15 protein-coding genes are annotated in these 13,833 nt (G+C 67.8%); 10 read left to right on the forward strand and 5 right to left on the reverse strand.

The annotated features are described in order from the left end of the window. Positions 1–220 precede the first annotated feature (220 nt). The 3 genes from ACGFIK_RS18765 (at position 221) to ACGFIK_RS18775 (ending at position 2,326) form a co-directional block, all read left to right on the forward strand. On the forward strand, positions 221–1,192 hold the full coding sequence (locus ACGFIK_RS18765; protein WP_327025703.1) for an ABC transporter ATP-binding protein: 972 nt from the start codon (positions 221–223) through the stop codon (positions 1,190–1,192). Next, positions 1,189–2,043, forward strand: a complete 855-nt coding sequence (locus tag ACGFIK_RS18770) for an ABC transporter permease (RefSeq protein ID WP_327025702.1) — start codon at positions 1,189–1,191, stop codon at positions 2,041–2,043. The genes ACGFIK_RS18765 and ACGFIK_RS18770 overlap by 4 nt, the downstream gene beginning before the upstream one ends. Positions 2,044–2,107: 64 nt before the next feature. Beyond that, a complete protein-coding gene (locus ACGFIK_RS18775) occupies positions 2,108–2,326 on the forward strand; it encodes a helix-turn-helix domain-containing protein (RefSeq protein WP_327027106.1) in 219 nt (72 codons plus the stop codon). A gap of 59 nt (positions 2,327–2,385) precedes the next feature. Here the strand turns inward: ACGFIK_RS18775 and ACGFIK_RS18780 are convergent, their stop codons facing one another. Continuing rightward, a complete protein-coding gene (locus tag ACGFIK_RS18780; RefSeq protein ID WP_327025701.1) occupies positions 2,386–2,994 on the reverse strand; it encodes a disulfide bond formation protein DsbA in 609 nt (202 codons plus the stop codon). Between the two features lie 328 nt (positions 2,995–3,322). Between ACGFIK_RS18780 and ACGFIK_RS18785 the strand changes: the two genes are divergently transcribed. Further along, positions 3,323–6,031: a S8 family serine peptidase gene (locus ACGFIK_RS18785; RefSeq protein ID WP_393340380.1), complete on the forward strand. Its 2,709-nt coding sequence runs from the start codon at positions 3,323–3,325 to the stop codon at positions 6,029–6,031. A gap of 166 nt (positions 6,032–6,197) precedes the next feature. On the opposite strand, the gene ACGFIK_RS18790 is transcribed toward ACGFIK_RS18785, so the two are convergent. The 3 genes from ACGFIK_RS18790 to ACGFIK_RS18800 are packed head-to-tail and all read right to left on the reverse strand — an operon-like array spanning position 6,198 to position 7,302. Then, positions 6,198–6,629 (reverse strand): hypothetical protein, encoded by a 432-nt coding sequence (locus tag ACGFIK_RS18790; protein WP_327025699.1) that lies wholly within the window; start codon positions 6,627–6,629, stop codon positions 6,198–6,200. Then, positions 6,605–7,018: a hypothetical protein gene (locus ACGFIK_RS18795; protein ID WP_327025698.1), complete on the reverse strand. Its 414-nt coding sequence runs from the start codon at positions 7,016–7,018 to the stop codon at positions 6,605–6,607. The genes ACGFIK_RS18790 and ACGFIK_RS18795 overlap by 25 nt, the downstream gene beginning before the upstream one ends. Further along, positions 7,015–7,302, reverse strand: a complete 288-nt coding sequence (locus tag ACGFIK_RS18800) for a hypothetical protein (protein ID WP_327025697.1) — start codon at positions 7,300–7,302, stop codon at positions 7,015–7,017. The genes ACGFIK_RS18795 and ACGFIK_RS18800 overlap by 4 nt, the downstream gene beginning before the upstream one ends. A gap of 72 nt (positions 7,303–7,374) precedes the next feature. Between ACGFIK_RS18800 and ACGFIK_RS18805 the strand changes: the two genes are divergently transcribed. From ACGFIK_RS18805 to ACGFIK_RS18815, 3 genes are all read left to right on the forward strand, one after another. Next, the gene (locus tag ACGFIK_RS18805) at positions 7,375–7,698 is read left to right on the forward strand and encodes a hypothetical protein (RefSeq protein WP_327025696.1); all 324 of its coding nucleotides are present in this window, start codon (positions 7,375–7,377) and stop codon (positions 7,696–7,698) included. A 148-nt stretch (positions 7,699–7,846) separates the two neighbouring features. Next, on the forward strand, positions 7,847–8,068 hold the full coding sequence (locus ACGFIK_RS18810; protein WP_393340383.1) for a hypothetical protein: 222 nt from the start codon (positions 7,847–7,849) through the stop codon (positions 8,066–8,068). Positions 8,069–8,205: 137 nt separating this feature from the next. Then, the gene (locus ACGFIK_RS18815; RefSeq protein WP_393340386.1) at positions 8,206–8,709 is read left to right on the forward strand and encodes a hypothetical protein; all 504 of its coding nucleotides are present in this window, start codon (positions 8,206–8,208) and stop codon (positions 8,707–8,709) included. Between the two features lie 117 nt (positions 8,710–8,826). On the opposite strand, the gene ACGFIK_RS18820 is transcribed toward ACGFIK_RS18815, so the two are convergent. Further along, positions 8,827–10,185: a serine hydrolase domain-containing protein gene (locus ACGFIK_RS18820; protein WP_327025693.1), complete on the reverse strand. Its 1,359-nt coding sequence runs from the start codon at positions 10,183–10,185 to the stop codon at positions 8,827–8,829. 178 nt (positions 10,186–10,363) lie between these two features. On the opposite strand from ACGFIK_RS18820, the gene ACGFIK_RS18825 reads away from it, so the two are divergent. The 3 genes from ACGFIK_RS18825 (at position 10,364) to ACGFIK_RS18835 (ending at position 13,662) form a co-directional block, all read left to right on the forward strand. Further along, positions 10,364–11,029 carry a hypothetical protein gene (locus ACGFIK_RS18825; RefSeq protein WP_327025692.1) on the forward strand — a complete coding sequence of 222 codons (666 nt, stop codon included), beginning with the start codon at positions 10,364–10,366 and terminating at the stop codon, positions 11,027–11,029. Between the two features lie 246 nt (positions 11,030–11,275). Then, entirely contained in the window at positions 11,276–12,604 is a 1,329-nt protein-coding gene (locus ACGFIK_RS18830; RefSeq protein WP_327025691.1) for a toll/interleukin-1 receptor domain-containing protein, read from the forward strand. Next, positions 12,601–13,662, forward strand: a complete 1,062-nt coding sequence (locus tag ACGFIK_RS18835; RefSeq protein WP_327025690.1) for a hypothetical protein — start codon at positions 12,601–12,603, stop codon at positions 13,660–13,662. The genes ACGFIK_RS18830 and ACGFIK_RS18835 overlap by 4 nt, the downstream gene beginning before the upstream one ends. Positions 13,663–13,833: the final 171 nt, after the last annotated feature.

Below are 13,833 nucleotides of genomic sequence, written 5' to 3' on the forward strand. Positions count from 1 at the left end.
AAAACCACCACCGTCTACGACAAGAACACTGCCTGGTCACACCGTGAGCTAACCGCCGCAGCTTGACACCTCAGCTCCTGGGGTGTCTGACCCGCACCCGCCCGCGCTTCCCTGTGCTCGCCCGGTTACCTTCCGTGCACCGCGAGGCACCAGGACAACGTAGATATGTAGTAGGTGTACTATCTTTCGTACTAGAACCCTACCGGGAAGGGCGCAGCCGATGGCAAGCGCGCAGAATCTGGAAAGGGCAGCGCCGACCGTCGATCCACCCGACGAGGCGATCACGATCGACGTCCGCGACTTACGTATGCGGTACGGACACAAGGACGTGCTCACCGGGGTGAACTTCCACGCCCGACGGGGCGAGGTGGTCGCTCTGCTCGGACCGAACGGAGCCGGCAAGACCAGCACGATCGAGATTCTCGAAGGCTTCCGGATGCGGTCGGCGGGTGAGGTCCGCGTCCTCGGCGAGGATCCGGCGAAGGGCGGTGAACACTGGCGAGCCCGACTCGGCATCGTGCTGCAGTCGTGGCGCGACCACGGTCGGTGGCGGGTACACGAACTGCTCACCCATCTCGGGGAGTACTACCGACCGTACTCGGTGCCCGGCCGCCGACGACCGCGCGACGTCGATGAGCTGCTCGAGACCGTCGGTCTCCGGGCACACGCGCGACAGAAGGTCACCGCGCTCTCCGGCGGCCAGCGCCGCCGGCTGGACGTGGCGATCGGCATTGTCGGGCGACCGGAGGTGCTGTTCCTCGACGAGCCCACCGTCGGGTTCGACCCGGAGGCACGGCGCGACTTCCATGACGTGGTGCACCGGCTGGTCGACCTGGAGGACACCACCGTGCTGCTCACCACCCACGATCTGGACGAGGCGGAGAAGCTCAGCGACCGGATCCTCATCCTCGCCGGTGGCAAGATCGTGGCCGACGGCAGCGCGGATCAGCTCGCACGGCAGGTGTCCAATCGCGCCGAGGTGCGTTGGAGTGTCGACGGCGAGCACTTCGTGCACTCCGCCACCGCCGTGACGCGCTTCGTGCAGGACCTGTTCCGCCAATACGGTGACCGGGTCGAGGACCTGGAGGTACGCCGGGCTAGCCTGGAGGACACCTACATGGCCATGGTTCGCCAGCACGAAGCCGGCCGGGTCACGGAGGCGGCCGAGTCGTTCAAGGAGGCACGGGCATGAACCCGACGACGCATGCCGTCCGCCTCGGGCTGCTTCGGGGATGGATCGAGTTCCGGCAGAGCCTGACGAACGTGGGTGACGTCGTCTACTACGTGCTGCTCGCGGCCGTCTTCCTGGCAGTGCTGTTCTTCCAGCGCAACTCGACGGTCGAGGGCACCGACCTGTCCCTGGCCACCGTCGTCATGCCGAGCCTGCTCGGCGGCCTGCTGGCCTTCCAGGCGATGGGCGGTGCGGCCTACTCGCTGGCAGCCGAGCGGGAGGACGGCACCCTCTTGCGGGCCAAGACCATTCCGCAGGGCATCATCGGCTATCTGAGCGGCCGGGTGCTGGGACTGTCCATGGGTACGCTGCCGTTGCTGATTCTCATCCTGATACCCAGCCTCCTGCTGGTGGACGGCCTGGCGTCGCTGGACGCCAGCCGGTGGCTCACCCTGGTCTGGGTGTTCGTGCTCGGGCTGCTGGCAACCCTGCCCCTGGGCATGATCGTCGGATCGCTGGTCAAGGGTCCGAGGGCGGCGAACACGTGGGGGATCTTCCCCACGATGGCCTTGGTCGGCATCTCCGGGATTCTCTATCCGATCCAGAGCCTGCCGGTCTGGGTGCAGAACATCGCCCAGGTGTTCCCCGTCTACTGGCTGGGACTCGGCACCCGGTCCGTCTTTCTGCCCGACGCGGCGGCGGCCGTGGAGATTACCGGCAGTTGGCGGCACCTGGAGACCGCCGGGGTGCTGACCGCCTGGGCGATCGTGGGCCTGCTGCTGGCGCCGATCGTGCTGCGCCGCTCGGCACGTCGCGAGTCCGGTTCCAAGGTGCAGGACCGCCAGCAGGAAGCCATGAAACGCATTGGCTGACAAGTCGACGTTGCACCGCGCGGGCGGCGCCGGCGCAGGCGGTCCGGTGTACAACCGGATCGCCATGCTGCGCGCCGAACGCGCGATCTCACGGCGGCAGCTCGCGGAGGCGCTGCAGGTGCACTACCAGACGATCGGGTACCTGGAACGTGGCGAGTACGCCCCGAGCCTCTACCTTGCGTTGCGCATCGCGGCGTACTTCCAGGTGCCGGTCGAGGTCGTCTTCGCCATCGAGCCATTTCCCTGGATCGGGTCTGCGGAGCGGTCCGAACGCCCGGCCTGATCGTGCCGGCCTCCCGGGCGCCACCCGCTGACCGGCTCGGGTGGCGGAGCGCTGGAGCGTTACCCGCCGAACTGCGGCTCCGCGTGTGGCCGGCCCTTCAGCTCGTGGAAACCGGACACCCCGGCGACCAGGACGGCGCCGTCGAAGAGGCGGCCCGCCTCCTCCCCACGGGGGATCCTGGAGATCACCGGGCCGAAGAAGGCGACACGGCTTCCGGTCGCATCCTCGACGGCGACCACCGGGGTGCCGACATGGTCGCCGACCAGGGCGATGCCCTCGGCGTGCGAGGCCCGGACCACCTCGTCGAACTCGTGCGTCCCGGCGACCTCGGCCAGGTCCTCGGCGAACCCCGCATCGGACAGGACCTCGCCGAACTCGACCCACTCCCCTCCCCCGTGCACCCGGGTCCCGTAAGCGGTGTAGAAGCGGGCCAGCCCGTCCTGACCGTACCGCTGTTCCACGGCCGCGCAGACGCGCACCGGACCCCACAGGTATCCCTCGGTGTCACCCTCGGGATCGACCTCCCGGTGCTCGTTGAGAACCGAGAGGCTCATGACCCGCCAGCGGATGTCGAGTGGCCGTACCGTCGCCGCCTCGATGATCCATCGTGACGTGATCCAGGTGTACGGGCAGCTTGGGTCGAACCAGAAGTCCACCGTCGGGGTCATCGCCGAGCATCCTCCTGCACGCCGTTGCGAGGCTCGTCCCGCCACCGTACGTGCTGACACTGTGGACGGGAACTCCGGCACGCCCGGCCGACCCTCCTGCCTCCGCTGCCCCACCCAGTGAAACTTTTGTTGACAACAAAATAATCATGAAGGATTGTGATATCGACTTAGGTCACTCAGCTTCGGGCTGAGCCACCGTCGGCCCCAGGGTCACCACCTCTCACACCGGGCCAGCCGACCGACGTCTCCGGTGGTCGTTCGCGGACGAGCACCGGGCGATCCCACGCGGCCGGTTCTGGGCGCGTGGCCTTCGTCAGGGGAGGTACACATGACACCGGCAGGACCACGCAGGCGCTCCCTGCTCCGCTCCGCCATCGCCGCGGCGACCGTACTGACCTTCACCGCGACCACCCTGCCCGCCAGCGCCGCCCCGGCCGAGGGTGACATCCTCGCCGCCGGCGGCCCGACCGCCGTGGCCGGCTCCTACCTCGTCGTGTTGCGAGACTCCGCCGTAGGGGCCTCCGCAGTGGACACCACCGCCCGCACCCTCGCGGCACGGCAGGGCGGCGACGTCAACCGGATCTACCGGCACGCCCTGCGCGGCTTCGAGGCCCGACTCTCCGAACGGAGTGCCCGTCGGCTCGCCGCCAACCCGGCGGTGGCCTCGGTGACGCAGAACCACACCGTGTCCGTGTCGGACGTGCAGAGCCCCACCCCGTCCTGGGGTCTGGACCGGATCGACCAGCGTGCGTTGCCGCTGGACAACTCGTACACCTACCCCCGGGTCACCCCGGCCGTGCGGGCGTACGTCATCGACTCCGGCATCAACGTGGCGCACGCCGATTTCGGCGGGCGGGCCGTGTCCGGCTGGGACTTCATGGAGGGGGACGCCGACGCCAACGACTGCCACGGCCACGGCACCCATGTCGCCGGTACGCTCGGCGGCTCCACCTACGGGGTGGCCAAGGCTGTGCAACTGGTGGGCGTACGGGTGTTCAACTGCAACGGCCGGGGCACCACCGCGCAGGTGCTCGCCGGGGTCGACTGGGTGACCGGCGACCACGACCCGGGAGAGCTGGCGGTGGCGAACATGAGCCTCGGCGGCCCGGCGTACCAGCCCATGGTCGACGCCGTGCAACGGTCGATCGCCGACGGCGTCACCTATGTGGTGTCGGCGGGCAACGAGAACGGCGCCGACGCGTGCACGACCACCCCGGCCTCCGTCCCCGAGGCGATCACCGTGGCCGCCACCGGCCCGAACGACGCCCGCGCGGCGTTCTCCAACATCGGTCCGTGTGTGGACCTGTTCGCGCCCGGGGTCGACATCACCTCGGCATACATCGACGGCAACACCTCCACCCGTACGGCCTCCGGAACCTCGATGGCCGCCCCGCACGTCGCCGGGGCCGCCGCGCTCATCCTGGCCAACAACCCCACCTACACCCCGGCGCAGGTGACCCAGGCACTGCTGGACAACGCCACCCCCGGCGTGGTGACCGATGCGGGCATCGGCTCCCCTAACCGACTGCTGCACGTCAACTCCACCGTGCCGGCCAACGACTTCACCCTGACCGCCACCCCCGCCAGCGGCACCGTCACGCCCGGTGGCACAGTCTCGACCACGATCACCGGCACCGTCACCCGTGGCGCCGCCCAGCCGGTCTCACTGGCCGTCAGCGGTCTGCCCGAGGGGGTGACGGCCACCTTCGCACCGACGAACATCTCCTCGAATGGAAGCACCACGCTCACGGTCAGCACCGCGGCGACGATGCTGGCCGGCAGCTACACCATCTCGGTGATCGGCACCGGAACCGACGCGATCCGGCCGGTGGCGTACCAGTTGCGCATCGACAACCCGGCCGGCTGCGTCGCCTCGGACGGCACCGACCGGGTGATCAGTGAGGGCCACAACGTGTACGCCCCCATCACCATCACCGGCTGTCCCGGCGTCGCCGCCCGCAACAGCACGGTCGAGGTACACCTCTCCCACGCCAACATCAGCGAACTCGACGTCCGACTGATCTCACCCAGCGGCAACTGGTACCACCTGCTGGACCACACCGGCGGAGGCAGCAAGCGCGTCGACTACACGTTCACCTATGACTTCTCCTCGGAGACGGCGAACGGCACCTGGCAGCTCTACGTCAGCGACAACCTGTACCAGGGCACCGGGTTCCTCGACTCGTGGACGCTCAACCTGGCCGGCGTCGACCTCCCGCCGCCGGCCTGCGGCGGTATCGCCACCGCCGACGTACGGATCCCGGAGAACGGCACGATCGAATCGCCGATCAGCGTGGCCGACTGCGGCCGGGCACCGTCGACCACCAGCTACATCGAAACCAACATCGGTCACCAGTACAACCGAGACCTGCGACTCTCCCTCATCACGCCGGACGGACAGGCCTTCCTGCTCAAGGAGAGCCTCGTCGGGTCGTATCGGGCAAACGCCCGCGAAGCCTTCATCACCGACCTGTCGAGCAAGCCGACAGCCGGCACCTGGAAGCTACGGATCCAGAACGTCGCCTCGTACGCAGGCATGCTTGAAGGCTGGAAGCTGACGCTCGACGGCGGTCCGCCGGCCACCACGCCACCGCCTACCACGCCTCCTCCGACCACCCCGCCGCCCACCACCCCACCCCCGACCACCCCGCCGCCCACCACCCCACCCCCGACCACCCCGCCGCCCACCACCCCACCCCCGACCACCACCCCACCCCCGACCACCCCGCCGCCCGGTGGGAACCGATCCTGCACTGCGGTCTACACCGTCCAGGACCAGTGGAACGGCGGATTCGTCGCCCAGGTCACCGTCACCGCGGGAACCACCGCGCTCAACGGCTGGCGGGTCACCCTCAACCTGCCAAGCGGCGCGTCGGTGGTCAACGTCTGGAACGGCGTCCGCAGCGGTACGAGCGGCACCGTCACCGTCACGAACGAGCAGTACAACGGACAACTGACCGCGGGCCAGAGCACCAGTTTCGGATTCCAGGGCGCCGGTAACAGCAGCGGAACCACCGCCACCTGCACCGCAAGCTGATTCCCGCAACTGCTGAGCCATCCTCGTCCTGTGCACCGGGCGCAGGACGAGGATGGCCTCCGCGCAGCGGCCCAGATTCCACCGAGTCTTCGGTAAGGCCTCTCGGCGAAGAGCAGCGTCCTCATCAGCAGCGCACCGAGATGCGGCAGATCCACGTGGGGCCGTGTCAGAGGTTGTCGATGTGCACGTTCACTGCGTCGTGTGGGGTCGCCGGTTGCCGCACCACTGCGGGTTCGGCTTCGGCGTACAGCCATAGTCGGTGCGGCCTCCAGCGCAGGAGTCCGCTGACCTCGCGGCTGCCGGAGTAACTCCCTCGTTCGGGTTGCAGCGCCCATCCGGTGTCGCGCAGGTGCGCGACGAGCCGGGTCACGGTCGTTTCCCGGCCGGCAGCGTCGGAGGACGCAACCACGAACTCAGCCGTACAGTTGCCGCTGCTCCCACCGGAGGCACACAGGTCAGCCGAGACCAGGCGCAGCGACCTCGGCAGCGGAAGAATCTCGTCTTCGCGAACAGGTGTCCGAAACCTGCCGTCGCCATCGATCTGGGCAATGCCGAGCCCGCAGCCGCACAGCATCACCACGGTGGCCAGCGGCACCACGGAGGCGAACCACCGAACCGTTGGCCAGTCCCCTCCGCCGCGGCGGCATGCCTGACGTGATCGATGACCAGCGCCGCCAGGCACACCGCAGCGACCAGCAACCACACCACGAACCAGTCGAGCCACGGCGCGACGGGCAGTCCTCGGGGCCACTGCGAGACGGCGAACACCGCGGCCAGCACGACGATGAAACCGACACCGACGACCACGCCCACAACACGGCCGCTCCGGGTGCCCCACGCCCACGCACCGACCACGATCACTCCGAAGACCGCCGCCACCACCGCAGGCCAGGGCGCACCCTGCCAGTACGGCAACACCACCAGCCCCGCGCTGCCCGCGCTCAACCACCACCGCCAGCCGTCGGCAGCGATCAGGTGCCTGATCAAAAGGGGGGTGCGTCCTCGCCCATCAACGCCAGCACGACGCCTCCCTTCCCGCGCTTGAGGCCCTGGACCACGACCTTGCCGGTGCTGCCGTCGGGCAACTCCAACGTAAAGGTCTTCCCGACCGCGTTCTTGGGGCCGTTGCCGGCGCTGTTGGCGGGTCGGAAGTCACCTGCCCACGGCGGGATCCCGCCCCTGCGGGCGGGCTCGGCGAAGAGTGCGGCGGTGCCGGGGGTCCTGGTGCCGTCCGAGGAAAGAAGCACTGAGGCGCTGCGATAGGTAGCCATATACGGCAAGGCTATCCCGGACTGCGCTCGTTTGAGCTCGACCGGGCATTGTCCGAGGTGGAGTTTCACCGGATGAGCACCGACATCGGTGGGTGGGTGACGCAGGACCGCACCATGTCTGAGGTCATCGAGACGTTCGGGCCCCCGTCGGTGTGGATCGGCGGAACCAACCCGTTCTATCCCAAGACACTCGCCTACACCGTGGCCGATCCCGACTACGACCTGATCTGCTTTCACCTGTGGAACGCCTTCGCGGACGCCGCAGGCGAGACGGGACTGCTGGGCATCCACCCCGAACCGGTGGTTCTTGCCGTACGTCACCGGCCAGGAAGGTTTCCTGACTCCTTCTCGTTCACCCCTCGGGGCCTGCGTCGCAGGCCAGCCCGGGATAGTTGAAACCCGCCGACAACGGATTCCGCGCCCGACCTGCTGCGGTCAGGTGAGCACGGTGGTGTCGTCGAACACCAACGGTGACCACGTCGGGATGAGTCCCCCTCCCGTGTGGTGCTTCCGGGTACGGCCTGGCCGGCGTATGCGGGGCATCGTGCACCACCTCCTTGCCGGCGCCATCGCCTTCGCCCGCGAGCACAGCGCGCCAGCCGTCGAGGGCTACCCCGTCGGCTACCGCGGCGACAAGGTCGACCTCACCATGGCCTACGTCGGCACCCGCGCCATCTTCGAGCACGCCGGCTTCGTGAAGGCGGCCGACACCACCTCGGTACTCGCCGGCTTCCCGCGCGTACTCATGCGACTCGACCTGCGCTGACATCGATCGTCGAGCGGGCCCCGAAGCAGCCGGTCTGCCCACCGCTCCCCGGCAATCGAGCGGGTCGCGGATACTGGCTGGCGGGTGAGGCGCGGGCTGCGCCAAGCTGAGGTGTGATCGTTATTCAGCGGGTTCGTGTGCGGTGGACGGCCAAGGCACGCGGCGCGCCGGCCGCGAACGTGCGTCGTGGCCTCGACCAGGCAGTGCCGCTGCCTTGGTCACTACCGGAAGGCGACGTAGTGATCCACGAGGTCCTGGCTGACGAGGCGGTCGACTACGAACGCCATGACGAGGTGCTCGACGGCGGCGTCGAGCAGGCCCGCAGCATCGGCCTCTGGCTCGGCCGTAACGGAAAGACGGTCACCGTCGACCGGCTACCCGGTTCGGCCGGCTATCCGCGACCGTACGCCTCGACTCGATTGTTCATGCTGACCCCAGGGCAGGTTGGCCGTTACCGGGCGAACTTTCGGTTCACCGGCTGCGCCTGCAATCCGAGCTGGTACTACGAGGATTGGCTGGTGCATGTCAGCTACGGTCAGGTGGCTTCGGACCACTTCGTACACCGGCAGCCGGACCGGGAGGTCGACCATCGGGTGCATCTCTACGGCGGGACCGTTCACCGCAGGCGCCGCCATCCGTGACTGGGCGCATTCGCCGCGCGGCCGGTATCCGCTTCCCGCGAGGCGCGCGTCGCCGAGGTGATGTCGATGCGGGCCGAGGGTGTTGGGTTGCGTGCCGAGGTCGGTGCGTTCGTGGGGTCAGCCGGCCTGCCAGCCTGCCGGGTCGACCCCGCCCGGCACTGGCGTGGCGGGTTCGTAGGGCTGTCGGGTGAAGACGAAGCTGCCGAGGTCGAGGTGGCTGACGGTACCGCTCACATCGCGTTGCACCCGCAGCCGTTCGCCGGCGAAGTAGCCGTTGATCCCCTCCCAGCCGCCGTCGCCGGTGGGGCGCAGCCGGGTGCCGTTCCCGCCGGACAACGGGGTCAACTCCATGAAGCCGTCAGCCTGTGGGCGTAGCAGGTAAGGGGCTGGCCCCCAATACCACGGGCCGGCGAGATCCAGTAGCTGCGGGTCGATCGAGGGCAGTGGACGCCACGGGGCCGGGACCCGCGGCTCCCGCTCGGCAACCGTCTGCAGCAGGTCAGCGGCGAGACCACCGGCGGACAGGCCGGCGGTCACGTTGGCCATCACGACCGCGCCTAGGGCGTCATCGGGGCTAACCCACACGGTCGCGACGAAGCCCGGCATCGAGCCGGTGTGCCCGACCAGCAGCCGACCGTCGCGGCGCAGCAGCTGCATGCCGAGCCCGTAACCGATGTGCCAGTCCGTCGCCTCAGGCGGGCTCGTCGGGTTACGCATCTGCGCGACGGTGTCCGGATGCAGCACCCGATTGTCGCCGTCGATGAGGAACGCGGCGAACCGGGCCAGATCCGTCGTGGTCGACCACAACTGCCCGGCAGGCGCCATCAGACCGGTGTCCACGGCAGGCTCCGCCAGCAGCACATCGGCCCACGGATGCACCGCCCAACCCGTGGCGTGCGGCGCGACCGGCAGCAGGGTGGTACGGGTCATCGCGAGCGGCTCCAGCACCTCACGCCGCAGCACCCCACCCCACGCCTGGCCACGAACCCGCTGCACCAGCGCGCCGAGCAGCGCATAGCCGGGATTGGAGTAGTGGTGGCGCTGTCCGGCCGGACCCACCAGCGGATCGCTGCCCAGCACGTCGGCCAGGTCGGGACGCAGCGTGCCCGGGGTTCGTTCCCACCACGGGCCGGGCGCATCAGCGATCAGCCCGGCGGTGTGCGCCAGCAGGGCACCGATCGTGGCCTCACCCGTCGGCGTGCCGGGCAGATGCTTCCCCAACGGGTCGGTGAGCGCGAGTCGCCCCTCGTCGCGCAGGCGAAGCACCAGCACCGCCAGGAACGTCTTGGTGATCGAACCGATCCGGTACTGGACATCGCCGTCGGGCACCTGGCCGTCCACCGTGCCCCACCCGCCCTGCCATACCGGACGGGCATCACGCACCACGGCAGCGACCACCGACGGCGCCCGACCCGCTACCTGACCAGTGGCCAACCGATGCACCAGCGCACGTCGGGTCTCAGGCAGCAACGGCATCGATGACATGCGGGCAACCCTATCGGCCGGCCGTAACAATCCGACCCGCGTGGACCGGAGGACCGATGGCTGTCCATGGGCCAAGGCGCACCGCCGCGACGTCCGGATCTGCCGCTGATCGTGGAAGGCAGTTCACGCCGCATCCTGCCGTTGCCCACACTCGATATCATTCATTTTCGTGGATAGGCTTACGCTTGAACAGCGGGCAACAATGCTTCTTCGAGGCGGCGATGTCGACAAAGATGATCTACGCTTCTTCTTGTCGCGACTCTTGCAGATCCAAGAAGACCAGGGACGAGACGCCAGTCGAGCGGTGAAACGTGGAGTCGGCCTCGGGGCTGCATTCATCATCCTCACCTACAGCAACCTGCTGGAGGCCGAACTGCTGGGAATGAAGATCCAGGACATCTCCCCTTTGAGGCTTGTCATCCCGGTCGCCATGATGCTCATGGCTCTCCGCGCCGTCACCGTCCTGCAACTTTCCGTCTTCTATCGCCGCATCTTCCGCGAGGTGGCCGGCAAGCACCTACCGAACTGGGAGGCGTCCGGGCTGGTGCCCCTGCTCAGCCCATGGAACGGCCCGATGTCGACTCATGCCAGCCCCACACGCCTCGACATCCATGAGCACCCTGGAGTTGACCGCTTGCACCAGGCGATGAGAATGGTTGATACTTGGGCGGGAATCGCCGCTCTCGCGGGTTTTCAATTATACGCATTCGTCATCCTGTTCCACGATCCGAGAGTCCCGACCATCGCGACCGTGACATCTCTTGCCATATCGCTGGCTCTGATGTTGTATGTTGCCGCCTACCTGTTGTTCGTCAAGCTGAGCAGGCACCATTGATGGTCGCTTCGCTCTGACTGACGATGTTCAAGGCCAGTCTTCTTCCGACCACCTATCGGCCCTTGGGATGGCAGAACCATCCACTCCCCTCGGCGTTACCGCCAACGTGAGGCAAGGTCACACCCTTCGGCAGAACCCTTGAGTACCCCACCGACGGCCCGGACAGGACGAGGACAAGCGGCTGGGGCATCCGAGTCGGTACCTGTGGTTCTTGACGGCCACGCAGGTGCTTGCAATCGTCAGCAGGTGACCGTTCCCAGTGACCGGCTTAACGTCAAGGTTTTCCTCAGCCACCGCTACCGGTCGCCTGCGGTGAACCTGCAGTTCTTCGACCTGATTGACCAGGTCGCCGATGTTCAGTTCGAGGTCGACCGAGGGCTGAAGGCCACGAGCACGACCCGCTTGGAACGCATGATCCGCGACGTCGAGGTCTTCGCTGGCATCTACTCGCTGAGCGACGATCCGTTTGAGCATCTGCCGGCCGCAGATCTGGTGCGGGCCACCCGGTACTTCAAGCTCGAGCTCGACATGGCGATGCGCTACCGCAAGCCGTCGATCCTGTTCATCGACCGCCGGTTCGGCAACAGACTGCAGGGGCCGCCGGGCGCCGTCAGCCTCCGCTACTCGGCGCAGGAGATCCTCAGCCAAGGCATGGAGACGGCACGGCGGCATCTTCGCAACGAGTTCGCCATGTTCTGCCGATCGATCGGCAACCACACCCAGAAGCTCCCGGCGCGCGACGCCGCCGCGGTCGGATTGCTTGTACCGCCAACGGGCGGCGCGCGAGACGCTGCCGCAGCCGCCGTCGAGGCGTTCAACTATGCGGTGGAAGTCCTGCCCTGGCCTATTGCCCTCGACGGTGGCTTCACCGCGCAGCTCCAGAGGTGCGACTGGGTACTGGCCGACATGAGCCAACCGTCGGCCGCGGCCGCAGTGGCGTTCCTGCGGGGCCATGGGATACCTGTCCTGCGGATTGGGCCGATGGATGGACCACCGGACGTCGCAACCGAAGAACTGGTCTACGGCGAACTCGCCTCACACTACACAAAGGACCTTATTCGGTGGAGCGAGCCGGAACTTCTCCAAGTTGCCTTAGAGGAACGGATCGGGCAGATCACAGGTGAGCCAAGTCTGATCGACAATCGGATCGACGCCCAGGATTATTTTCGATCGGCTGCCAAGCTGAACCACCTCGTGTTCCTCAGCTACGCGAAGGAAGATCACGAGTACGCCGATCGAATCGGCGCCGAGCTCGGTAACGCTTTCCAGGAAGTCTTCGACTACCGGAAGCCGGCCGCGATACCGCACGGCGCACGATGGCTCGACCACATGCTGGCCAGCTTGGCGACGGCCGCGATCGGAGTGCCCCTGCTGTCGCCGAACTATGTCGCGAGCTCTTACTGCATGGAAGAAGGGCGACGGATGATGGATGCCGCTCTCAGCGGTCGAATGCGGGTCTTTCCGGTGCTGCTCGCCGACTCGGGCGTGGATCTGTTCAGCCAGCTGGAATACCGTCGCGCCACTCGGATGTCTCCGACCAAGATCGTTGCCGGCATCGCGCGGGAGGTGGCATGAGCGCGCCGACGGTGGCTGCAGTGGGCAGCCTGGCGACAGGGCGCTCCTACGATCCACCGCTGCGTGACGTGGCGGTCGCCGCCCGCGCCGCCGAGGAAATCGGGCGGGAGCTGGCACAGCATGGATGCCGGCTGGTGGTCTTCAGCAGCGACGACGGCTTCGTCGAGTCCGCCGTAGTGCGCGGTTACGCCGAGTCCGGCCAGGCGAGGCCGGGAGCCATCGAGGTGCGCGGTCCGTATCGGGCTGATCCCATAGATTTTCCCGAAGCGCGATCCAACCCCGAACTCTTCGACGCGCGACCCGAGCCCACATCCGACTGGGAGGTCTCGTTCTACCGTGCACTGCTGCACGTCGATGCGGTTCTGCTCATCGGCGGAGGACGGTCGACGTTCATCGCCGGGCTCATTGCGCTGTCCCGACGAGTCGCAGTCGCGCCGATCGGCACGTTCGGGGGTGCTGCCGAAAAGGCGTGGCAACGTATGCACGGTGAGCCGGACGCCGCGTCTGAGCAAGACTTGTCGGCGATGGTGTCCAGGTGGCGTTCTGGCTCAGCAGAAGTCGTCGTCGCGTCACTGCTACGGCAGCACGAACGGCGCTTGAGCGAGCAGAGACAGATGCAGCGTCAGACAACCGCCGAGACGCGCCGTCGCGCATGGAGCCTGTTGTCCGCGTTGATCTTCCTGGCGGCGGGTCTCGCCACGCTGCCTGCGGCCACGGCGTGGCAGCCCGGCACCTGGGTGGCGGTGAGTCTGCTCGTCTTCGGACCGCTGTGCGCGGCGGTGTCCGGGGCGCTGATCCGCAACGTCTTCGACGAGGTCGGCGAGTGGCTGCGCGCTGCGGTGTCCGGCGCTGCCGCTGGTGGGCTGTCCGCTGTCCTCTTTCTCGCGGCGCAGCTCACCACCAACCCGAATCTGCTTCAGGGAGACAGCGCCGCTCGTCTCGGATACTTCGTCGTGCCAGTCGGGTTCGTTGCCGGGCTCGCCTTCGACGCTGTGCTGACGAAGCTCCGCGGCACCGACGTGGTGAAGACTCACCCGGTCGATGCCGCAACGCCGTGACAGCGCAGCGCAGCACCCGGTAGCCGGACTCCCGACAGGCCATACCCGCAGATGGTCGTTGGGGCCGGATCGGGCAGGGTGAAGCAGCGGTCCTGCACGGTGGCCTCGGTGGTGTGTCCCGGCCCAGGCCGACACTGCCCAGTGCGGCGCAGCCGTCGTTCACCGAGCGGA

The organism is Micromonospora sp. NPDC048871 (genome assembly GCF_043198155.1).
Classification (GTDB): Bacteria; Actinomycetota; Actinomycetes; order Mycobacteriales; family Micromonosporaceae; genus Micromonospora.